We start from the raw sequence: 21,081 nt of genomic DNA on the forward strand, positions 1-21,081 counted from the left end.
ACGCGTAGTGTTCAAAAGTAGTTTAACGATAGGCGTCTCGCTTGCGGACGTGCAATGAGGTATTCGACTACCTTTCAGTCACCAAATGCTTATTACACGGGATAATTGGCGGATCAATGATAAGGCCTAGCTGTTATACCAAAAAAGTGTAATCGGCCCAGTGCTGCATCATAGCTCGGCGCTTTTCAAAAAGGTCTCCTCGACGATAGGCGGCCTCAACTTTATTCTCAATTGCATGAGCCAGTGCCATTTCAGCTACATCCCTTGGATAGCTCGTTACCTCGCCTGTCCAATCCCTAAAGCTTGAGCGGAATCCGTGGGGCACATAATTGCCTTTTTCACCACTAGGCCCGTAACCTAGCCCACGCATAAATTGCAGAAGCGACATATTGGATAATGGTCGACCCGCTTTCATTCCCGGGAAAATAAAGCTATTGCCTTTCACGCGAGAGAGGCTCAGTAAAAGATCAATTGCCTGCTTAGATAGTGGCACTCTGTGTTCTCGATTAGCTTTCATGCGCTCTGCTGGTATTTGCCACGTAGCTTTTCCAATGTCGATCTCTTTCCACTCAGCGTTGAGCACCTCTGAGGTACGTGTGGCTGTCAGTATCAAAAATAGTAGTGCTTTTGATGACATGCTTTTGTAGAGCTGAACTGAGCCCATAAATGTCGCTACCTGATCATAAGGCATAGCAGGATGGTGATTCACCTTTTGAACCCTTGACGGCTTAGCTAAGAGTTTATCGAGATGGCCACGCCAGCGGGCAGGGTTGACCTGGTCGCGATACTCATGGGCTGCTGCGAAGTCTAATATGTTTTCAATTCGACCTTGAACACGCTTAGCTGTTTCATTCTTGACTGTCCAGATAGGCGTGAGGATCTTCAATATATCCTGAGTGGTGACCTCTTCTACGGGTAGGTTACCTATTACCGGGCGCACGTATGTTTTAAGAGTGCTTACCCACTGACGTGCATGCTTGGCATTTCGCCAGCTGCGACGGTGGGATTGAATATAGCGTGCTGCGCAGTGGGTAACCGTTACAGTCACGGACTTTTTTTCATTTTTCTGCTCACGAACAGCCAGTGGGTCGATGCCTTGTTTGACGAGCTTTCGATTTTCTGCGGCTGATTCGCGTGCGTCTGATAGTGTTTTGTCAGCATAACTACCAAGACCCATGTCACGTAACCTGCCATTCCATCGAAAACGGTAAATCCAGCTTGCGCCGCCACCTTTGCCAATTTTGAGGTACAACCCATCCCCATCATTGGTCATGCCAGGGTTTGACTCCCTGACCAGCTTTTGAACGCCTTTTGTCGTGAGTTTGCCCATAGCCGCTATCCCCGAAGTATGTTTTTAGCGTACCACATTTTAGCCCATACACCAGCCCATACTTCTAATATGTTTTACGTTGTATGTGAGTGGGTGTGGTTGGACTGTATCGACTATTATTTTATTATAAATCAGTGGCTTGTTGTATCATTGTGGATGCTGTTGTACATGTAGTATGCGGACTCCCCCTCCGCCACAGAATTTTAAAGGCCGTCAAGCTCTTAGCTCGACGGCCTTTTTCGTTTTTGGCTGTCTGGCATTGTCTTGGGAAAAATAAAGAAAGCTGTTTAAAAAGGCAGCACTCCACCGAAGCCAATACCCAGCACGGCAACGATAACCACAACGATAACGACGATAGTGGTAGTAGACATATTCTCTTCCTTTGAGTAGTGAGCGTTGCTATAGCGTAGTCGCGAAAGCGCTATTTCGCACGTTGGCGAAAGCGACTGCACTGGGGTTTCCTCACGACGGAATGAGGTGGCCAGCGGGAGTAGGGCAGGTAGGGGGCTGCTGGGCTTGTCGCCGTTCTTACCTGACTTGCTGTTGCTCTTTGAGGCAGTTAAGCAGCAACTGACGAATTTCTTCATGTGCCTCCGAATCGACGCGCCATATGCAGTGCGACTGATGTCGTGTCGTTGAATCGGTCAGGGGAAGAAAGCTCACATTGGAAAACCCGGCTTTGGCAAGTGATTGGGGTACCAGGGCAACTCCCATCGCATTGGCTACCAGAGCAAGAATGGTCAACCAGTGGGAGACTTCGTGGCAGATATGAGGTTTAACATCGGCGTGGTGGAACAGGCCGATGATCCTGTCGTAATAGTGAGGGGCAAGGTCGCGTCCAAACAGGATGATGGGCTCATTGGCCAGTTCCTTGACCGCCAACTCGCGTCGGCCTGCCAGGTGGTGATGCGCTGGCAAGCAGCACAGGAAGGGTTCGTCCGACAGGATGACCGACTCGATTCCCTCGGGTAACGGCATCGAATGGATGAAGCCGATATCGAGCTGCTCCTGCATCACTGCTTCTACTTGATCTGCCGAGTTGCGTTCGATCAATTGTATTTCGATGCCTGGATAGCGGGATTGCAGGCGTTTGAGCAGTTCCGGTAGGCCGCGAAAGAGCATGGCGGGCGTAAATCCAACACGCACCAAGCCGGTGGCGCTCGAGGCAATGCGCTGCACCAGCGTTTGCGAGTCTTCTAGCTGCTCGAGAATCCGGCGTGCCTGGCGCTGGAAGGCTTCTCCGGCGGGCGTGAGGGTAACGCGTTTGCTATTGCGCAGCAGCAGTTTGACCTTTAGCTCCTCTTCCAGTTGACGCAGGCTGGCACTTAGCGGTGGTTGAGAAATATGCAGGCGCTGCGCTGCTCTTCCGAAATGCAGCTCCTCCGAGAGCACCAGAAAGTAACGCAGCTGTCGAAATGTCAGCGCCATTGGCTTCGTTCCTTTATCGTTTCTTGTTCTTCAATCATACATAAAACTGAATCAATGGATCCTAAAACAGTATTGGATACGGCCTCCATACCCGCCTAATGTGACGATAAAACATATAATAAGTCCAAGAGGTACGTCGTCGTGAGTGAAATGATACACCGCAATATCCCCGATTCCTGGGGGCAGAACAGTTACCATAACGATCCCACCCTTTCCCAACTTCTGGATCTCTATTTGCCGACGGCGCTACGTCAGCACCTGGAGCGCCACTTCAACGAGATGGGAGCCCTTGCTGGCGGTGAACTGGAAACGCTGGCCATCGAGGCTGACAATCATCCGCCTGAACTTGCCCTGCGCAGCAGAAATGGCACCGAGCGTCAGAAGATCCTCAAGCATCCAGCCTATCAACGCCTGGAAGCGTATGCCTATGGGCAGTTCGGGCTGGCGGCCATGTCGCACCGCGGTGGCGTGCTTGACTGGTCGGAACCCATGCCGCCGGTGGTGAAGTATGCGCTGACGTACCTGTTCGTGCAGGCAGAGTTTGGCCTTTGCTGCCCGCTTAGCATGACCGATGCACTGACTCGCACGTTGCGCAAGTTCGGCGACGACGCCTTGGTGAACCGCTACCTGGAAGCGTTGACCTCACAGGACATGGATCTGGCTTATCAGGGAGCCATGTTCATGACCGAGCAGGATGCAGGCTCTGATGTAGGGGCGATTACTACGGAAGCGAGGCAGAAAGACGGCAAATGGCGCCTTTATGGCGACAAATGGTTCTGCTCTAACCCCGATGCCGCGCTGGCGATGGTATTGGCGCGCCCCGAGCAGGGGGAGCGGGGCACTCGCGGTCTCACACTGTTCCTGCTGCCCCGGTATCTAGAAAATGGTGATCTTAACCATTACCGCATCGTACGCCTGAAAGACAAGCTGGGTACTCGCTCCATGGCGAGCGGTGAGATTCTGCTCGAAGGCGCCGAAGCCTATGTGGTGGGAGAGCCGGGGCAGGGCTTCAAGCAGATGACAGACATGATCAACATGTCTCGTCTCTCGAACGGAGTGCGGTCGGCGGGGTTGATGCGGCGCTCACTCAACGAGGCGCTTTTCATTGCTCGCCATCGTCAGGCGTTCGGTAGCCAGCTCATCGAGCTACCGCTTATGCAGCGTCAGCTCAGCAAGATGATGCTTACTGCCGAGCAGGGACGCACGATGGTCTTCCACACGGCCGAGTGTCTGCGGCGTGCCGATGCGGGGGATGCCCAGGCAGCCAAGCTATTGCGCATCCTGACACCCATGATCAAGTTCCGCACCACGCGGGATGCACGCAAGGTGGCTGGGGATGGTATGGAAGTACGTGGTGGTTGTGGCTACATCGAGGAGTGGTCGGATGCCCGTGTGCTGCGCGATGCCCACCTTGGCTCAATATGGGAAGGCACCAGCAATATCGTTGCCCTGGATGTTTTTCGGGCGATTCGGCGTGAACAGACCTTGCCGGTACTGGCTGACTACTTGCACCAGCAGTTGCAAGCGTCCGCCATGGAGGATCACGAGCGCCACCTGTTGCAGGTGCTCCTCGACAAGGCAGTAGAGAGCGCGAATGCACTGGCAGAGGATCCTGCCTGCGAGCACGACGCGCGACGGATTGCCAGCGGTCTCTACCACATTACCTCCGCTATTCTTATGGCCTGGGAGGCGTCCCGGATCACGGGAGACAGGCGGCGACTGGCACTGGCCTGGCTGGTGGTACGCCACAAGTTACTACCCCCCGATCCGCTATCGGTCAGTCGAGCGTCACCGGAAGCGCTGGCGATGCTGCTCAGCGAAACGCCGATGACCGACGAACAGGTCGCGGTGGTGGTGAATACCCAAGTACTGGCGCGTTCCCGCGGGCTGGAGGTGGGGCATGGATAAGCCCAATGGTGCACTGAGCGGAATCAAGGTGATTGATCTTAGTCGTGTGCTGGGAGGCCCGTACTGCACCCAGGTGCTGGGTGACTACGGTGCGGATGTGATCAAGATCGAGCCTCCTGGCGGGGATGAAACCCGTGGCTGGGGGCCTCCTTTCGAAGGCGATGCAGCTTCCTATTTCCACGGCTTGAATCGCAGCAAGCGCGGGATGGCGCTGGATCTTCGCCATCCCGACGGCAAGGCACTGCTACTGCAGTTGCTGGAGGGCGCCGATGTGCTGGTGGAAAACTTCAAGCCGGGAACCCTGGAGAAGTGGGGGTTGAGCTATGACATTCTCAGCGCGCACTTTCCCCGCCTGATCCAGTGTCGAATCAGTGGGTTTGGTGCTGATGGTCCGATGGGCGGTTTGCCTGGCTATGACGCCATCATCCAGGCAATGGCGGGGCTGATGAGCGTCAACGGTGAGAAACAGGGGGAGCCGCTGCGCGTGGGGCTGCCCATTGTCGATATCGTGACTGGCCTCAATGCCGTCATCGGTATCACCTTGGCTCTCCATGAGCGTACGCGCAGCGGGCGTGGGCAGTTTGTCGAGACAGCACTGTTCGACTCCGGGCTGTCCTTGATGCATCCCCACTTTCCCAACGTGTTCTACGGTGGTCCGCCGCCACGCCGCACGGGAAATGAGCATCCCAATATTGCCCCTTATGAGGTCTACCGGACGGCAACACAGCCGATTTTTCTGGCGGTTGGCAATAATGTGCAGTTCGCGCGCTTATGCGAGTTGCTCGAATGCCACGACGTTAGCCAGGATGAACGCTTTGCAACCAATGGTGCCCGCCTGGGTAACCGCGATGCACTGCGTGATGTGCTGGAAAGTGCCATGGTCAGGTGGGAAGGGGATAAGCTTGCCGACCTATTGATGCGTATCGGCGTTCCCTGCGGGCCCGTACTCGATACCACGCAAGCGCTGGCGCATCCGCATACCCAGCACCGCGATATGATCGTCAATATCGGTCATTACAAGGGCACTGGCTCGCCGATCAAGCTAGCCCGTACGCCCTCGCGCTATGAAACGCCACCGCCACGCTTTGCCGAACATACCGACGCAATCCTTCATGAAGCAGGATTGACCGTGCAACAAATAGAGCATCTGAGAGCGAAAGGCGTGCTGCCAGATATGCCGGTGACATGAAGCCTTTGCACAACACGCTGTACACCATTGCCCAATTCTATGGGCTGAAAAATAAGCACAATTAACGTTACGCCAATAACAACACAACATGAGAGCAAACCCATGAAACGCACGCACCTGGCCACTGGCCTTATCTCCACCGTTTTTGCCGTTCTAGCCAATACGGCCTCGGCCGCAGAGCTTCCCAGCACCATGACATGGACCGCCTATGATGTGGGCTCGCAAGGGCACTCGGAGGCCTCCGCCATCGCGGATGCCTTTGGCAAGGCCTACAACACCCGCATCCGTATCCAGCCTGCGGGATCGGCCATTGGGCGACTGCAGCCCCTGGTGAGCGGCCGAGCTGACTATGCCTACCTGGCCACGGAGTCCTTCTTTGCAACGGAAGGAATTTACGATTTCAGCGAGCGCCGCTGGGGGCCCCAAGACCTCAGAGCCGTTGCAGGAAGACCGTCTACCTTTGGTGTGCCATCGGCTGCCGACGCCAATATCCACACGCTCGAAGACTTGCGGGGGCAACGGGTTGCCTACGTGGCAGGCAACCCTTCGGTCAATGTGAAATGTGATGCGATCCTGGCCTTCGCTGGGCTGAATCGCGACGATGTGGAGGCGGTGATGTTCCCGACTCACGGCGCCGCCATGAGCTCGCTGGTCGAGGATCGGGCCGATGCCACCTGCACGACCACCACCGCCAGCCAGCTTTATGAGCTGGAAGAGTCGTCTCGTGGTATTCGCTGGGTGGATATTCCTGCCGATGATGAAGAGGGCTGGGCGCGCATGAACCAGGTGGCTCCCGTCTTCCAGTCATTCCGTGAAACCATTGGCGCCGGGCTAAGCGAAGCATCTCCCGCCAACATGCTTGCCTACCGTTACCCGATCATCGTGGCCATGGCTGATCGTGACGAAGAAGAGGTCTACCAGTTCATCAAGAGCCTGGATGAGAGTTATGACCTTTATCGTGACGCGACCGCTGCCATTCACCGCTGGGCAATCGAGGACTCCGGCGTGCCGCCTATCGATATCCCTTTCCACCCTGGGGCTATCCGCTACATGCAAGAGAAAGGACTATGGAGCGAGGAGATGCAGACATGGAACGATAATCGCCTCGCCCGCCTGGAAGCACTGAAGAAAGCTTGGGATAGCCTGCTGAACGAGGAGCCAGACCTCGAAGGGGATGCGCTTGCCGAACGTTGGGAAGCTCGCCGGCAAGAAGTGATTGGCGCGCTTTGACCACGGGGTGGATGTGTAACTGGGAGCGACATCATGAGCAATTCAAGTCAAGAGCGATTGGAAGGTTCGGCAAGGTGGATAGTGATGGGGCTGGGGGCCGTCGGTCTGTTGATGACGATCAACCAAACCTTTGCCCTCAAACTGTTGGGGTTCTATCCGATCGGTAATGCCTTCATCTACTATCTGATAGGGCTGTTCCTATCGGCGGCACTACTGATCTTTCCGGCCCGCAAGGCTGATACCGAACGCCTTCCCTGGTATGACTGGGTGCTGGCGGGGGCTGCTCTTGGTGGCGCCATCTACCTCGGCCTTAATGGCCTGCGCATGACCCAGCAAGGGTGGGAGTATTTCGCCCCGCTCGAAGCCACGCTGGTGGCAACGATGATGCTGCTACTGGTGCTGGAGGGCGTTCGTCGCTGTGGTGGCTGGGCGATTTTTGCCGTGGCACTGCTGTTTGGGCTCTATCCGCTCTATGCAGGCCACATGCCTGGTTTCCTGTGGAGTAACGGTTTTGGATGGGGGGAAACCATCCGAGCCCATGTCATGGGGGCAGAAAGCATTGTGGGCGTGCCGATGCAGGTCGTCGCCAACCTGATTATCGGCTTCGTCGTATTTGGGATTGCGCTAACCATCACCGGTGGCGGTGAGTTCTTTATGAATTTCGCCACTGCATTGATGGGCCGAAGCCGCGGCGGGCCCGCCAAGGTGGCCGTCGTTTCCAGTGCCTTCATGGGCAGCTTATCCGGTAGTGCGGTATCCAATATCCTGACCACAGGGACGATTACCATTCCTGCCATGAAGCGCAGTGGCTATTCACGCGAATATGCCGCTGCCGTAGAGGCGTGCGCCTCCACGGGCGGAACCTTGATGCCGCCCGTTATGGGGGCCGTTGCCTTTATCATGGCTTCCTTCCTAGGCGTCAGTTACGGTGAGGTAATGCTGGCGGCGTTGCTGCCTGCGGTGCTCTTCTACCTGGCCCTGCTGCTTCAGGTAGATAACTATGCTGCCCGCAAAGGCCTCATGGGCATGCCCGCCAAGGATATTCCCAGGGTGCGTGACACGCTGCTCTCTGGATGGCCGTACCTGCTCAGCTTGGGCGTGCTGATCTACATGCTGCTTGTCATGCGTCTGGAAAGCCAGGCGCCTTACTATGCCACCCTGATATTGCTGGCGATTGCACTGGTACGCCGTCAGCAGCGGCTGCGTATCAGCCAACTGCTGGATTTTTTCTATCAGTTGGCACACGGGGTGGGGAGTCTGGTCGCCGTTTTGGCCGGTATCGGTTTGGTGGTCGGTGGGCTTTCCTATACGGGGGTTGCAGGAGCTTTCTCTCGCGAACTGCTGTTGTATGCAGGTGACAGCATTCCCCTGATGCTGGCGGCGGGTGCGATTACCAGCTTTATCCTCGGGATGGGAATGACGGTCAGCGCATGCTACATATTCCTGTCGATCCTGCTTGCGCCAGCGCTGGTGGGTGCTGGTCTCAATCCTCTTGCCAGCCATCTGTTCATTCTTTACTGGGGAATGCTCTCCTATATCACGCCACCCGTGGCGCTGGCCGCCATTACTGCGGCCGGTGTTGCGGGCGCCAACAGTACTCGAACGAGCCTGCATGCCGTGCGGTTGGGAGCCGTGCTGTTCGTACTGCCGTTCCTGTTTGTGCTCAACCCATCGCTGATTTTGCAGGGCCCCCTGTTGAGCGTTATGGCCTCCGCTTTTACAGCCATGACCGCGATCTGGTTGGTGGCAGCGGCGATGGAAGGATACCTTTATCGAATAGGTTCGGTGGGAGTGCGCATGCGTTGTGCACTGCTGGTACCTGCCGCGCTGATGATCTATCCCGAATGGATCAGTGATCTGCTGGGCTTTCTAGCGCTTGCAGTGTGCTACCTGATGGCGATGCTGCACACCACGAAACGCGCAGACATCACGAAGTGCTCCACCTAGGTAGTGTTCCACCTAGGTAAAGTTGCTTGGACACCCACGGCGTTCGTCAGCAGAGCCTGCCGAGCGCCGTCATGCTTACTCTGCATCCCGCAACGCTTTCCCCAGCCTGCCAAAGTAGTCGCTGAACGCTGCATTGATCTGTTCCCGCTGTGCGCCCCGTGGGTAAAGTCCTCTTTCTGCTTCAGGAGAGGCCTTGGTGCCTTTGACCAGGAAGTGATTGGTGATGGTTGCGTCTTGAACAAAGGATTCAAAGGCGCGTGCGCAGAGCTCCTCGGGTTTGCTGTAATAAAGCTGGCCAAGTTTTTTGTCCATCTGCGCGGAGTGCTTAAATAGCTCGCTGGGCTGGTCACCTTTTGGCTGTAGCAAAACGGCTTTAAAACAACGCATTAGTAAATCGTTGAGCGGGTGAGGAGTGGGGGAGGCATCGGCTAGCCAAGCGGTAGAGGCGAACATGCCGACGGGCGTGCCGCGAAAACACTTACTGGCGATGTAGTGATCAAAAGCATGAAACCACTCGTGGGCAATGCTGCCGGGGCCAGCGTTTTTGGCCAGCGCAAAACTACGTTGGCTGGGGTCGTAGTGGGCAGAAACGCCAGGTCGACCACCGCTGCCGTACTGCAGCGCGATTGAGCCGCGTAGTGAAATCAACGCCTCTGGCCCCTGTAGAATCACCATGAGATCGCACAGCGCATCATGAAACAGCTCGGCGGCACGGTCGCGCTCAGCGGCGGTTACCCAGCGGCCAATCTCAATGGAGCGAAAATCAAACTGACGCCGGATCAGAGCAAAACTGCTGGCTTGCCCCTGACGATGGTCAGGGCCACTGCGATAAAAATCCCGCGCTTCGATGCTCACTTGTCGTTTCTCCTTGCATTCCGCCATCCAGACCCCCACTAATTAACCGTAACGCATTTTAATTGCCTCATTTTCCACCGTCAGGAGAGAGATATGAGCAAGCGTATTTTAGTAGTACTAACGTCTCACGATAAGTTGGGCGATACCGGTAATAAAACCGGTTTTTGGCTCGAAGAGCTGGCAGCCCCTTATTATGTCTTTAAAGACGCGGGTGCTGAAGTAACGTTGGCATCGCCCAAGGGTGGGCAGGCGCCGCTTGACCCCAAAAGTGACGCAGACGATAGCCAAACCGATGAAACGCGCCGCTTTAAGCAAGATGAAAAAGCTAACGCGAAGCTTGCCGCTACCCATCGCTTGAGCGACATGAAGGCCGATGACTTCGACGCGGTATTCTACCCCGGTGGCCATGGCCCGCTATGGGATCTCGTTGACGACCCGGACTCGATTCGCTTGATCGAAACCTTTCTCGCCCAAGGCAAACCAGTTGCCACGGTTTGTCACGCGCCGATTGTCCTGGTTAATGCCAAAGACAGCGCTGGAGAGCCTATAGTAAAAGGCCGCCAGGTAACGGGCTTTACCAACGGCGAAGAAGAGGCCGTGGGCTTAACCAATATCGTGCCGCATCTCGTTGAAGATGCCTTGCAAAAGTGCGGCGGGATTTATAGCAAAGCGGATGATTTCACTCCTTACGTACGTGAGGATGACCAACTGATCACCGGGCAAAATCCGCCTTCCTCAGCGCTCACGGCTGAAACGCTGATGGCCTGGCTTACTAAATAGCTAAACGTTATTAATCATACGTAGGGTTATAACGACAAGGCTCACCTCGCCGTTTGTTTTTTTGGAGCAGGCAGTTTTCGTACAAAGCCTAGATCCTGACTACCCTTATAGGGCAATAGGTTATTTATACGTAGTAGCTATGTTCTCATCAGGGCAACAAGGAGACGACTAACATGGAGACAGCACGCGTCTATCGGATGAAGACGGCAGAGCATCTCTGCCCATTCGGTATGAAAACAGTCGATTTGTTAAAACGCAAAGGCTATCAGGTCGATGACCATCCGCTTACATCCCGAGATGAAATTGAAGCATTCAAGGCCCAGGAGAATGTCGATACCACTCCGCAAACCTATATCGGCGATAAACGTATTGGCGGCTATGAAGAGGTGCGTGAGCATTTAGGCATGAGCGTGCCGAGTGCAAAAGAGACCTCATATCGGCCAGTGATCGCGATTTTTGTTACCGCTTTGCTCATCGGTCTGGCGATTAGCTGGGTTGCCAATGGCACCTTAGTGGCAGCACGAATGCCAGAGTATGTGGTGGCCACGGCCATGGTGCTGCTAGGTTTGCAGAAGCTGCAGGATGTAGAGAGCTTTAGCTCGATGTTCCTTAACTACGACCTGCTGGCTCAGCGCTATGTCCCTTACAGCTATGTGTACCCCTACGCAGAAACCCTGGCAGGGATACTAATGCTGGCCGGTGCCATGCTTTGGCTTGCAGCACCGATGGCGCTGTTTATCGGCACGGTGGGCGCGGTGTCGGTTTTTAAAGCCGTGTACGTGGATAAGCGAGAGTTGAAATGCGCCTGCGTTGGCGGAAGCAGCAATGTGCCACTAGGGTTTGTATCGCTGACAGAAAATATCGCCATGGTGCTGATGGGGCTATGGATGCCGCTGAAAATGTTGCTATAAAAATCGTCATTAAAAATTGCTTGGCTAAAATGCTGTTTAAAATCCAAAAAGCCGTTAAAAAACAATTTATTTGCCACTACATATCACAGGTTAGATAAACCCTCTGTTATAAAGCGCACTGTGTGCACACAGCGAAGGGAACTCGCGGCAGGGAAGAACAAGCAAGGATTGCTTGTGTAGCACAAGGATGCATAAACAGGATGTTTATGGTGCAAGATCAGGGAAGACCCGATGAAAACCCGGCCAAGGAGTGGCCGGGTTTTTTTACCCCGACATAAATAACAAGTTAATTAAGCTCTTATGACGTTTTTATTAACAATACATTGCTTGTGATAATAAAAGGACAGTGGTGATGAAATAAGCCTTTTTATAACAAGCGCTAAAGTTAGCAATTGCTTACTTTAGCAAGCGTAGTGATAATAAAGCGAGCTTAATTCACTCAAGGGTATTTCAACCGCTGTTTGACAGTTCAGGCAGCGAACGGTGGTACTGTTTTTACCGGTGCCTTCTAAACGGAAGCGGTTCAAAAACGGGTTTTTGGGTGACTCTGAGTTACCACAATGACGACAGATGACATCCAGCCCGTTGACTTTGCTGCTAATAATAATGTCTCGCACGCTGACCTCCTACCATTAGGTTAGATGATGGTTCAGGCGTGGTAACGTCCGTGTAGAGTAGCATCGTTGCCGATACTTTTAATAGTATAGCGCTGCAAGGAATATGTGCCATATAAAAAGCGCGCTTTAAATAGGTGCAGTTAATCTGAATAAAAAAGATAAATTTTTTCCGATTTAATAACATAGGTTAGATAAATAGAGTGTTTTAAGGTTCACTGTGACTACACAGCATAAGGAAGTGGCAACAGGGAAGATAAAGCTAGGGAAGCTTACGCTCATGGAAGCACAAACAGGATGTTTGTGAAGACGAATCAAGGAAGGTTTGATAAAGCCCCAGCCAGGGAGTGGCCGGGGCTTCTTTTTTTATACGCTTGTTTTATTTCTTCGCTTTTTTCTTACTTTTCTTACTGTCGTTGCCTTGGCTAACTGTTTTGCCTTCGCTGCTTTCGTCTTTGCTGTCATCCTTCTCACTGTCAGGCTTGTCGCCGCCTTGATGGGTGAGCGGGCTCGCTTGGTCTAGGCGCGGGTGGTTATCCCGGAATTCACGCTGCAGATCCGGCAGGCCATCAAGGGCTTGCAGGGTATGGGTGAGGGCATGGATCGCCGCCAGCACATCCTGGGTATGGCCTGTCTCTGAGATGGTGTGCATATTACGGATGGGGAAGCCAATCGAGGTGGCGGCGCTATCGATAGACGCCAATACGCCTGCCATGCCATCGGTACCCGTATCCACACCGACGATATCGCGCTGTAGCGGAATGTCTTGCTCTTTAGCGGCAGTGGCGATAATCCGATTGAGCTGTTCACTGGCAATAGAGCCCACCGCCATAGTGAAGCCTTTGCCCATCTCTAGCGGCTGCATACGCTTGTCGCCGATGCCTGGTGCGGCCACGTAGTCATGGTTTACATCGACGCCAATCAAAGCATCCGGCTTCATTTCGCCCGCCATTACGCGGCTGCCGAAACGGCCAATCTCTTCATAGCTGGCAATCGCAAACAGCACGCGCACATTTTTGGTTCCACCTGCTTTGGCGACCAAACGCGCCACTTCGGCGGTTACAAAGCAGCCTAATCCGTTATCCAGGTAGGCACCGTAGAAGGTATTGGGACTAAAGCCGGGGCGGATTGGACGGTCGAAAATAATCGAATCGCCGGGCCGTACACCCAGGTTCAGCACCTGTTGCTTTTTATTTTCGCCGTGGATCTGTAGATCCAGGTAGATCTGCTCTTTTTTCAGGCCTTTGCTGCCATCACGCTGGGCAGGATCGGAGAAGTGAATCGCGCCCAGTGCCTCTATCGTGCCGCCTTCAATGCAGCGGTAGCTACCGGGGGCGTTGGGGTCTTCGCTGAACAGCTTCACTTCATGGCCGATAAGCACGGTGGGCAGGAAGGAGTCGGTGTTGATCCAGATCTTGCCGTCTTCGCCAATCGAGCGCACCTGCATGCGGATTTTGTCCGCATGGCCGATCAGCATGACCTTGAACATGTCGTCGCGGCCGGGGTGAGTGTCCAGCACAACGCCCGCGTTGCCCTTAAACTGGTGAAGGTGCCAGCTTTTAGGCGCGAAGCTCTCGAAATGCGGCTTGAGCACGCCGTAGGTCATGGCAGCTTCCAGGCCGACGGGGCTAGGGGCAGCAAGAATATCGCGCATCAGTTTGAACTGCGCGTCGGGCATCGGTTGTGTCCAGGGTTTTGCACTATCGCTCATCGTTGTCGCTCACTCATTTTTAGGTGGATGTTAATCACCCCTAGTCTGCCAGATTCCCGTACTGTGTGTAGAGAAAGCCGCTTATTCGTGGTGATGTATTAGCTGACGCAGGGCGCTAGTGGCGGCGGAAGGAGGATGACGGCGGCTTAATATAATGCCCAGCTCACGTCGAATGGTCGGCTCCACCAGTGGGCGGTACTCAATACCATCGGCGGCAATTTGCCGAAAACTGAGCGAGGGCAGCACGCTAATGCCTAACCCCGCAGCTACCATGCGGCCTACTGTGGCGATCTGGCGCGCATCGCACAAGATATCCAGCCGTTCTCCTACGCTCTGCATAATACGGTCAATATCCTGGTGCGAGCTGGAAAGGCGATTGATACCAATAAACGGATAAGCCGCAAGTTGGCTCCAGGCGACGGCTGATTGTGCCAGCAATGGATGCCCACAAGGGCAAACGACCACATAGCTGTCTTCGAGGACGGGCTCAAACGTTAGATCCTCTGCATCGCTTGGTGGCACTGAAAGTCCCAGGTCGGCGCGGCCTTCGCGCACCATTTGATTGATCTGCTCAGCCAGCACATCGTGCAGGCTGAGGTTAATACGTGGGTAGGCCTCATGAAAAAGCTTAATGACTCGCGGGAATAATCCTGCCGCCAGAGTAGGCAGGGCGGCCACGGTTACCTTTCCGCGTTGCTTGGAAAATTGGTCATTGAGATCTTCAAAGGCTTCATTCCAATCATTTAAGAGCCGCACGGCAACGGGCAGAAAAGCTTCGCCTTCCGGTGTTAACGCGAGCTGGCGCGTGGTTCGGGCAAACAGTGCTCCACCGACGTTCTCCTCAAGTTTACGCAGCGCAATAGAGATCGCTGGTTGGGAAAGATGCACACGCTCGCTGGCCTCTGCAAGGCTGCGCGAGTGGGCGACGGCAACAAAAACACGCAACTGCTGGATACTTGGATTCATTTAGAAAGTAAAACATAAGTTAAAAACTATTCAATATACAAAATTAAATCTGAGCACCATGCTTGGCTTATCGCGATTCGATTCGTCGCGATCAACGTTTTACATAAAAAACCGCTCTACAATAACAATAGCTCGCCTAGCGAGCTTCGGAGACACAATGAAAACGCTACTGACCGCCATGGTGGCAAGCGCCGCTATGCTAGCCGCTGCGACCTCTCATGCCGATGAACGCCTGTTGATTGGTTCTACCTCAAGCTCCTCCAGCCACTACAGCTATTTTGTGGCGGTTAATCAGATTATTAATAACCAAGTCGAAGGGATCAGTTCTTCGGTTGCCGAAACCGGCGCCACGGTGGATAACCTGCGCCGTTTAGGACGTGATCAAATTGATATGGGGCTGGTGACCACCAACACCGGCTATCACGCCTATGCCGGTGAGGAAGATTTCGAAGGCCGCCCCGTCGATAACCGTCTGCTGTGGGTCTACACCGTGGCACCGCAGAATACGGTAATGCGCCAGGATGCTGAGGTGGAAACATTCGCTGACTTAAACGGTGTTCGCTTCAATCCAGGGATCACGGGGTCAGCTACTGAGAAAACCACCGAAGCGGTAATGCGCACGCTAGGTATTCAGCCTGACTACGTGCGCGGTTCAACGACCGATATGGTCGACGCCATGAAAGATGGTCGGGTGATGGGATCCGTTAAGTCGGGTGTCGGAGAACGCCTGGATGGCTCCTCTATGGATATCGCCACTTTCACACCGATTAGCGTGCTGTCGCTTGACCAAGAGCAGGCTGACACACTGCGCAGCGAAATGCCTGACGTAGCCATTGTCGATGTTCCTGAAGGCGCGGCAGAGGGTATTCCCGCTTACACCACTTGGGCTTTTGGGGTTGCCGTGCACGCCCATCCGGATATGGATGACGAGACAGCCTATCAAATCGTCAAAGCGGTGATGGAAAACCCAGAACCGCAGGTTAACGCCTTTGCGGCCATGCAGGATGCGGATATGGCGAAGATGACCTTGGAAGTGGGCACAGTACCGCTGCATGCCGGTGCTGCACGCTATTTCGAAGAGCAGGGGTATGACATCCCCGATGCCTTGCAACCTGTTCAGTAAGGCCAATCGGAGAAGATGATCATGCGTGAGATACTCACCAAAGGCTTGGCGCTCCTGCTTGGTGGACTAATCCTTTATACCTCCGCCACTGGGCCGTTCGAGAGCTTGATTCAGCGGAGTATCTTCCTCGCGCTGGTCATCCTGCTAGGGCTTGCCGTTTATCCATTAGGGCAAGGCAAGCGCTGGCGGCCACTTGGCATCGTTATCGATGTCGTGCTGGCGGTTGGCGTGGTATTCGCCTGCAGCTATGTAGCGCTCAACCATGAAAAAATTCTGGTCGAGCTACCCTGGGCAACACCTCGGGATATGTTGCTGACCGGCGTGCTGCTGGTGGCTATTTTGGAGCTTTCGCGGCGTGCTATTGGGGCTATTTTCCCACTGCTGGTGTTAGCGGGATTAGCTTACGCGTGGTTTGGAGCAGCCATTCCAGGGCCGCTCGGCCATCGTGGTTTTGATCTGTATTACATGACCGAAACCATCTACCTTGGCGATTTAGGCGTGTGGGGCATGCTGGTGGGTGTCGCCGCGACTACCATTGCCGCTTTCGTACTGTTCGGCTGTTTGCTGCTGCACACGGGGGGCGGTAATACCTTTATGGATCTGGCGCTGCGTATTAGCGGCCGCTCGCCAGGCGGTGCTGCCAAAGTGGCCACGGTGGCTTCCGGGCTATTCGGCATGGTCAGCGGCAGTGCGGTGGCCAATGTGGCCACCACGGGCAACTTTACCATTCCCATGATGAAACGCTTAAATTATCCACGCCCGTTCGCAGCCGGGGTTGAGGCCGTGGCCTCTACCGGCGGCCAAATCGCACCGCCGATCCTGGGTGCTGCGGCATTTATCATGGCGGAAATTCTCGGTGAGAGTTACCTGCGGATCGCCTTGGCGGCCTTGCTGCCCGCGATTCTTTTCTACCTGGGGGTATTTGTCACCATTCATCTCGTCGCCAAGCGCCGTCAACTGCAGGTAGTGCCCGATGATGAACTGCCAAGCTGGTCAGATGTGATACGCCCTGAACGGATCATTCCCATTCTGGCTGCATTAGGCGGGCTGTTTTACGGCGTACTTAGCGGTCGTTCGATTCAAATGTCGGCTTTCTATGGCATCTTAATGACCGTGCTAACGTTTGTGCCTTTTGCGCTGATGGCCAAGATGCCGCTGCGTGAGATCCTCGGCAAGCTGGTGGCTGGTCTGGTCGATGCGGGCAAGGGCATGGTGATTATTGGTGTGCTGCTGGCCGGGGCGCAAATACTGGTGGCGATGATCGGTATGACGGGCATCGGGGTAACGTTAGCCAGCTTGATCGTCACGGTAGGCGGCGAATCGCTGTTCCTGGTCGCCTTTATCGTCGGTGGCGTGTGTCTTATTTTGGGTATGGGGATTCCGACTACGGCAGCGTATGTTCTGGTGGCATCAGTACTGGCGCCTGCGCTCACCACAATCGGTGTTGAGCCGCTGATTGCCCACCTATTCGTTTTCTACTTCGCGACGCTCTCTGTCATTACACCGCCTGTCTGCATTGCGGTATTCGTGGCCTCAGGAATTGCCGACACCAACTGGCTGCCTGCGGCTATTGAATCAGTGCGCTTGGCGGCGGCTATCTATGTCATTCCCTTCCTGCTGCTGATCTACCCAGCCCTGGCGGGGTTTGGTTCTGCCCTGGAGATCGTCTTGGCCAGCTGTCAGGGGGTCGTGTTTGTGATGGCCTTTGCCGCGTTGATGTCCCGGGTAGCCATGACGGGCAAACGCGCGATCGATGTCGTGGGGCTGATCGTGGTGATTGGGCTTGCGCTGACACCCGGCTGGTTGACCACGCTGGCGGCGCTAGCCCTGATCATTGGGCTATTTATACGCCGCCGCTCGCTGCTGAGAGACGAGCTGGGGTCTGTCGCGGGTGACCACCATTCTCTTCAGGCCAAGGAGACACAGCTATGAGCTTTTTATTAGGCAGTGGTGCGGGCTTTTCTGGCGACCGTACCGATGCGGCCGTGGCGGTGGTGGCAGAGTTGATCAAGCGACAGCAGCCCTCCGCTTTAGTATTTGAAACCCTTGGCGAGCGGACATTGGCGGCAGCTCACCGCGCGATGCGTGATGATCCCGAAAGCGGGTTTGAGCCGCTGTTAGACGAGCTGCTGGCGCCAGTGCTTCGTGACTGTCTGGATCACGACATTAAGATTTTAGGCAACTTCGGTGCAGCGAACCCTGGTGGCGCGTGCCAGGTAATTGCGGAGCTGTCCACACAACTTGGCCGTCCAGATGTCAGAATTGCCCAGGTGCACGGTGACGATATCCGTCAGCAACTACATAGCTTGGACTTACAGCGCTGGGAGGCCGAGCGGCTGGATATGCCAGGTGATGACGCCCTGATCTCAGCCAACGTTTACCTGGGTGCCAAGGCGCTGTCTGAAGCGTTAGCTATGCAGGCGGATGTGGTTGTCACCGGGCGGGTAGCCGACCCAGCACTGTTTTTAGCGCCGCTGATGCACCACTTCGATTGGCGTTGGGATGATTGGGATCGCCTAGCCTGCGGCATGATGGCGGGGCATTTAGCTGAGTGTGGCGCCCAGGTGAGCGGCGGCTACTTTGCCGATCCGGGTTTTAAAGACGTGCCGGGACTCGCCACGGTGGGCTATCCGATTATTGAAGTAGAGCAGGATGGCAGCCTTATTATTTCCAAGCCTGCCAATACCGGTGGCTGTGTTACCGAGCAGACTGTGAAAGAACAGCTGCTTTACGAAGTTCATGACCCAGCGAATTATCTAACCCCGGATGTCACGGTGGATCTTTCCCACGCCGAGGTGCGTCAGTTGTCACCCAACCGCGTGGCGGTGACGGGAATTCGCGGCAAGCCTGCGCCTGAGCGGCTAAAAACCACCGTGTGCTATGAAGGCGGCTGGCAGGGCGAAGCGGAAATTTCCTATGCTGGGCCCAACGCATTGGCAAGGGCGCAGCTTGCAGCGCAGGTACTACGTGAACGATTGATTTTTCGGGCCCCTGCTGAGCTGCGTACCCGCTTGGATATCATTGGCCTGGCCAGCGTATTCGATAGCGATAGCGGTGAGTTACAGCGCAGTGCTTCAGCGTCTGCCAGCGGCGATTATCGGTTGCGCCTGGCGGCCGAGCACAGCGAGCGGCGCTGGGTGGCTCGCGCCACCCAGGAGCTATTGGCGCTTTATTGTGCGGGGCCCGCGGGTGGCGGCGGCGTGCGGCGCCAATTTCAAAGGCGAGTGTTTACTGCCTCTTATTTGGTCAAACGTAGCGACGTTAATGCCCATGCCAGCCTGTTTGAATCGTCGCCACTCGGCGAACGTAGGAGTGAACGTTATGTTGCAAGCTGAACGCACGCAAACGGCGGTGCACCCGGATTCCTCAGTCACCCTCCATCAACTCGCCCATGCCCGTGCAGGCGATAAGGGCGAGCGCCTTAATGTGGCGCTATTTGCCTATGACCCAGACCACTACGCCACCTTGCTGGAGCAGGTAACCGAGGAGCGTGTGCTGGCGCTGTTTGCTCACCGCGGTGCCAGCCGAGTGCGGCGCTACCCTTTGCCTAATTTGGCGGGCATGAACTTCGTGATTGATGACGTGCTGCAGGGCGGTGTTAATGGCGCGCTCAATTTGGACGGGCATGGCAAAACGCTATCGTTTTTGCTGTTAAGCATGGAGGTTAATTCGAGCTAGACCTTTTTAACCTCGCCCCTCGACTTAGGTGGTCATGACCCGCTGCCTGAAAGGCCTTACTATGACGATAAAATACGCACGCTAATTAACATAACGTCCGCTCAGTCGTCGTTAAAGAGCCGTTCAGGAGCAGCCCCATGACCGTCGCAACGCTAGGTGCCCAGCGCTTCAAAGTGCTGTTGGCGGGCGTTTTTAGCCAAATATTATGTGTTGGCATCGCGCGCTTTGCCTATACCCCATTGCTACCGGTGATGCAGCAGCAGACCTGGATGGGGGATGCCGATGGCGGCTGGCTGGCCGCGGTTAACTACGCGGGCTATATGCTAGGGGCAGTGCTGGCCGCTTCTATTCACAGTATTTATATCAAGGACACGCTATTTCGCTGTGGGTTAATCCTGGCTGTAATCACGACTGCGGGTATGGCCCTTACCGATCACTTCTGGGTTTGGGCGGGGTTGCGCTTTCTGGCGGGTCTTTCAAGCAGTGCTGCAATGCTATTAGCGTCAGGGCTGATTCTTCACTGGTTAATCCAACATCGCCAGCGCGGCGAGCTGGGAATTCATTTTGCCGGCTTGGGGCTAGGCATGGTTGTCGCGGCGGTGGCAGTGGAGATGATGCTCCAGCTTTCCTTTAGCTGGCAGACCCAATGGTGGGGCTTTAGCCTGCTGGGTGCCGTGCTGTTGGTGCCTGCCTGGCGCTGGCTGCCGCGGCCGGAAAAGCCGCTAGAGGGGGCTCACGTGGTGAGTAGCCGAACCGCTACGCCGCCAACACGTACTTTTATGCGCTGGATGCTCGCCGCCTACTTTTGCGCCGGTTATGGCTATGTGATCAGTGCTACCTTCTTAGTTGCCATCGTTGAGCGTGAGCCGCTGCTGGCGGGGATGGGCAATTGGACGTTCGCCCTGGCCGGTTTAGCCGCCGCGCCTGCCGTCATGCTATGGGATCTAGTCGCCCGTCGAGTGGGCTATTTAATGGCACTGATGATCGCTATGAGCATTCAAGTTATTGGTATTGTGCTCCCAGCCATTACTGCGAATGCAGCGGTGGTGCTGCTAAGCGCCGTACTCTATGGCGGCACTTTCCTTGGCTGTGTCAGCTTAGTGCTGACAATGGCGGGTAGGCTCTATCCCGCCAGCCCTGCTCGATTAATGGGGCAGATGACGCTCGCATACGGCGCCGCCCAGATATGCGCTCCGGCGTTAACCGGTATGTTGGCTGAAGCCTCTGGCCATTATGGCGTTGGACTATGGCTGGCGGGCGGTTTTGTAACGCTTGGCGTCGTGCTGCTGGCCTGTTTGCGCCGGGTAGACCAAACCGCTCAGCGCTTGGATGCCGCAGCCAAAGCCCTGGTGTATGCCTAGTGGCAGGGGTCAGGTGGGCATTGTCGGTGAAATCCTCTAGGATAGGCGCC

Annotated in this window: 17 protein-coding genes; 11 read left to right on the forward strand and 6 right to left on the reverse strand. The window is 55.2% G+C overall.

The features are described from left to right. Positions 1-133: 133 nt before the first annotated feature. The 3 genes from HZU72_RS19510 to HZU72_RS19520 all read right to left on the reverse strand — a co-directional run bounded on the left by HZU72_RS19510 (position 134) and on the right by HZU72_RS19520 (position 2,758). Positions 134-1,330 (reverse strand): tyrosine-type recombinase/integrase, encoded by a 1,197-nt coding sequence (locus tag HZU72_RS19510; RefSeq protein WP_009288078.1) that lies wholly within the window; start codon positions 1,328-1,330, stop codon positions 134-136. 287 nt (positions 1,331-1,617) lie between these two features. Continuing rightward, positions 1,618-1,782 (reverse strand): hypothetical protein, encoded by a 165-nt coding sequence (locus tag HZU72_RS19515; protein WP_158414232.1) that lies wholly within the window; start codon positions 1,780-1,782, stop codon positions 1,618-1,620. A gap of 76 nt (positions 1,783-1,858) precedes the next feature. Beyond that, on the reverse strand, positions 1,859-2,758 hold the full coding sequence (locus HZU72_RS19520; protein ID WP_180095065.1) for a LysR family transcriptional regulator: 900 nt from the start codon (positions 2,756-2,758) through the stop codon (positions 1,859-1,861). 150 nt (positions 2,759-2,908) lie between these two features. Here HZU72_RS19520 and HZU72_RS19525 point away from each other — a divergent pair, with 150 nt between their 5' ends. From HZU72_RS19525 to HZU72_RS19540, 4 genes are all read left to right on the forward strand, one after another. Further along, positions 2,909-4,666: an acyl-CoA dehydrogenase family protein gene (locus HZU72_RS19525; RefSeq protein WP_180095104.1), complete on the forward strand. Its 1,758-nt coding sequence runs from the start codon at positions 2,909-2,911 to the stop codon at positions 4,664-4,666. After that, complete coding sequence (locus tag HZU72_RS19530; RefSeq protein ID WP_180095067.1) at positions 4,659-5,855, forward strand: CaiB/BaiF CoA transferase family protein; 1,197 nt, start codon at positions 4,659-4,661, stop codon at positions 5,853-5,855. Before HZU72_RS19525 ends, HZU72_RS19530 begins: the two co-directional genes overlap by 8 nt. Before the next feature lie 102 nt (positions 5,856-5,957). Beyond that, positions 5,958-7,085 carry a TAXI family TRAP transporter solute-binding subunit gene (locus tag HZU72_RS19535; RefSeq protein WP_180095069.1) on the forward strand — a complete coding sequence of 376 codons (1,128 nt, stop codon included), beginning with the start codon at positions 5,958-5,960 and terminating at the stop codon, positions 7,083-7,085. 33 nt (positions 7,086-7,118) lie between these two features. Next, a complete protein-coding gene (locus HZU72_RS19540; RefSeq protein WP_208458161.1) occupies positions 7,119-9,032 on the forward strand; it encodes a TRAP transporter permease in 1,914 nt (637 codons plus the stop codon). Positions 9,033-9,107: 75 nt separating this feature from the next. Here the strand turns inward: HZU72_RS19540 and HZU72_RS19545 are convergent, their stop codons facing one another. Next, positions 9,108-9,887 carry a CLCA_X family protein gene (locus HZU72_RS19545; protein WP_180095071.1) on the reverse strand — a complete coding sequence of 260 codons (780 nt, stop codon included), beginning with the start codon at positions 9,885-9,887 and terminating at the stop codon, positions 9,108-9,110. Positions 9,888-9,980: 93 nt separating this feature from the next. On the opposite strand from HZU72_RS19545, the gene HZU72_RS19550 reads away from it, so the two are divergent. Both HZU72_RS19550 and HZU72_RS19555 read left to right on the forward strand, forming a co-directional pair. Beyond that, the gene (locus tag HZU72_RS19550; protein ID WP_180095073.1) at positions 9,981-10,667 is read left to right on the forward strand and encodes a type 1 glutamine amidotransferase domain-containing protein; all 687 of its coding nucleotides are present in this window, start codon (positions 9,981-9,983) and stop codon (positions 10,665-10,667) included. A gap of 173 nt (positions 10,668-10,840) precedes the next feature. Then, the gene (locus tag HZU72_RS19555; RefSeq protein WP_180095075.1) at positions 10,841-11,578 is read left to right on the forward strand and encodes a glutaredoxin; all 738 of its coding nucleotides are present in this window, start codon (positions 10,841-10,843) and stop codon (positions 11,576-11,578) included. 993 nt (positions 11,579-12,571) lie between these two features. Here HZU72_RS19555 and HZU72_RS19560 read toward each other — a convergent pair. Together HZU72_RS19560 and HZU72_RS19565 are read right to left on the reverse strand one after the other, a co-directional pair. Then, positions 12,572-13,903 carry a M20/M25/M40 family metallo-hydrolase gene (locus HZU72_RS19560; RefSeq protein ID WP_180095077.1) on the reverse strand — a complete coding sequence of 444 codons (1,332 nt, stop codon included), beginning with the start codon at positions 13,901-13,903 and terminating at the stop codon, positions 12,572-12,574. An 81-nt stretch (positions 13,904-13,984) separates the two neighbouring features. Beyond that, positions 13,985-14,869 (reverse strand): LysR family transcriptional regulator, encoded by an 885-nt coding sequence (locus HZU72_RS19565; protein WP_180095079.1) that lies wholly within the window; start codon positions 14,867-14,869, stop codon positions 13,985-13,987. 157 nt (positions 14,870-15,026) lie between these two features. Between HZU72_RS19565 and HZU72_RS19570 the strand changes: the two genes are divergently transcribed. The 5 genes from HZU72_RS19570 (at position 15,027) to HZU72_RS19590 (ending at position 21,031) form a co-directional block, all read left to right on the forward strand. Continuing rightward, positions 15,027-15,992 (forward strand): TAXI family TRAP transporter solute-binding subunit, encoded by a 966-nt coding sequence (locus HZU72_RS19570; protein ID WP_180095081.1) that lies wholly within the window; start codon positions 15,027-15,029, stop codon positions 15,990-15,992. Positions 15,993-16,013: 21 nt separating this feature from the next. After that, positions 16,014-17,924: a TRAP transporter permease gene (locus HZU72_RS19575; protein ID WP_235976185.1), complete on the forward strand. Its 1,911-nt coding sequence runs from the start codon at positions 16,014-16,016 to the stop codon at positions 17,922-17,924. After that, positions 17,921-19,327 carry an acyclic terpene utilization AtuA family protein gene (locus tag HZU72_RS19580; protein WP_180095085.1) on the forward strand — a complete coding sequence of 469 codons (1,407 nt, stop codon included), beginning with the start codon at positions 17,921-17,923 and terminating at the stop codon, positions 19,325-19,327. The genes HZU72_RS19575 and HZU72_RS19580 overlap by 4 nt, the downstream gene beginning before the upstream one ends. After that, positions 19,314-19,670, forward strand: coding sequence for an AtuA-related protein (locus tag HZU72_RS19585; protein WP_180095087.1), 357 nt, complete (start codon positions 19,314-19,316; stop codon positions 19,668-19,670). The genes HZU72_RS19580 and HZU72_RS19585 overlap by 14 nt, the downstream gene beginning before the upstream one ends. A 137-nt stretch (positions 19,671-19,807) precedes the next feature. After that, positions 19,808-21,031 (forward strand): YbfB/YjiJ family MFS transporter, encoded by a 1,224-nt coding sequence (locus tag HZU72_RS19590; protein ID WP_180095089.1) that lies wholly within the window; start codon positions 19,808-19,810, stop codon positions 21,029-21,031. Positions 21,032-21,081: the final 50 nt, after the last annotated feature.

This window comes from Vreelandella sedimenti (genome assembly GCF_013416325.1).
In the GTDB taxonomy this organism is placed as follows: Bacteria; Pseudomonadota; Gammaproteobacteria; order Pseudomonadales; family Halomonadaceae; genus Vreelandella; species Vreelandella sedimenti.

Excerpts from the sequence above, each read along its gene's own strand:
- HZU72_RS19585 (WP_180095087.1), top strand. The coding sequence starts at position 19,314 with ATGTTGCAAGCTGAACGCACGCAAACGGCGGTGCACCCGGATTCCTCA.
- HZU72_RS19570 (WP_180095081.1), top strand. The coding sequence starts at position 15,027 with ATGAAAACGCTACTGACCGCCATGGTGGCAAGCGCCGCTATGCTAGCC.
- HZU72_RS19565 (WP_180095079.1), bottom strand. The coding sequence starts at position 14,869 with ATGAATCCAAGTATCCAGCAGTTGCGTGTTTTTGTTGCCGTCGCCCAC.
- HZU72_RS19525 (WP_180095104.1), top strand. The coding sequence starts at position 2,909 with ATGATACACCGCAATATCCCCGATTCCTGGGGGCAGAACAGTTACCAT.
- HZU72_RS19555 (WP_180095075.1), top strand. The coding sequence starts at position 10,841 with ATGGAGACAGCACGCGTCTATCGGATGAAGACGGCAGAGCATCTCTGC.
- HZU72_RS19580 (WP_180095085.1), top strand. The coding sequence starts at position 17,921 with ATGAGCTTTTTATTAGGCAGTGGTGCGGGCTTTTCTGGCGACCGTACC.
- HZU72_RS19550 (WP_180095073.1), top strand. The coding sequence starts at position 9,981 with ATGAGCAAGCGTATTTTAGTAGTACTAACGTCTCACGATAAGTTGGGC.
- HZU72_RS19540 (WP_208458161.1), top strand. The coding sequence starts at position 7,119 with ATGAGCAATTCAAGTCAAGAGCGATTGGAAGGTTCGGCAAGGTGGATA.
- HZU72_RS19530 (WP_180095067.1), top strand. The coding sequence starts at position 4,659 with ATGGATAAGCCCAATGGTGCACTGAGCGGAATCAAGGTGATTGATCTT.
- HZU72_RS19510 (WP_009288078.1), bottom strand. The coding sequence starts at position 1,330 with ATGGGCAAACTCACGACAAAAGGCGTTCAAAAGCTGGTCAGGGAGTCA.
- HZU72_RS19535 (WP_180095069.1), top strand. The coding sequence starts at position 5,958 with ATGAAACGCACGCACCTGGCCACTGGCCTTATCTCCACCGTTTTTGCC.
- HZU72_RS19560 (WP_180095077.1), bottom strand. The coding sequence starts at position 13,903 with ATGAGCGATAGTGCAAAACCCTGGACACAACCGATGCCCGACGCGCAG.
- HZU72_RS19590 (WP_180095089.1), top strand. The coding sequence starts at position 19,808 with ATGACCGTCGCAACGCTAGGTGCCCAGCGCTTCAAAGTGCTGTTGGCG.
- HZU72_RS19575 (WP_235976185.1), top strand. The coding sequence starts at position 16,014 with ATGCGTGAGATACTCACCAAAGGCTTGGCGCTCCTGCTTGGTGGACTA.
- HZU72_RS19520 (WP_180095065.1), bottom strand. The coding sequence starts at position 2,758 with ATGGCGCTGACATTTCGACAGCTGCGTTACTTTCTGGTGCTCTCGGAG.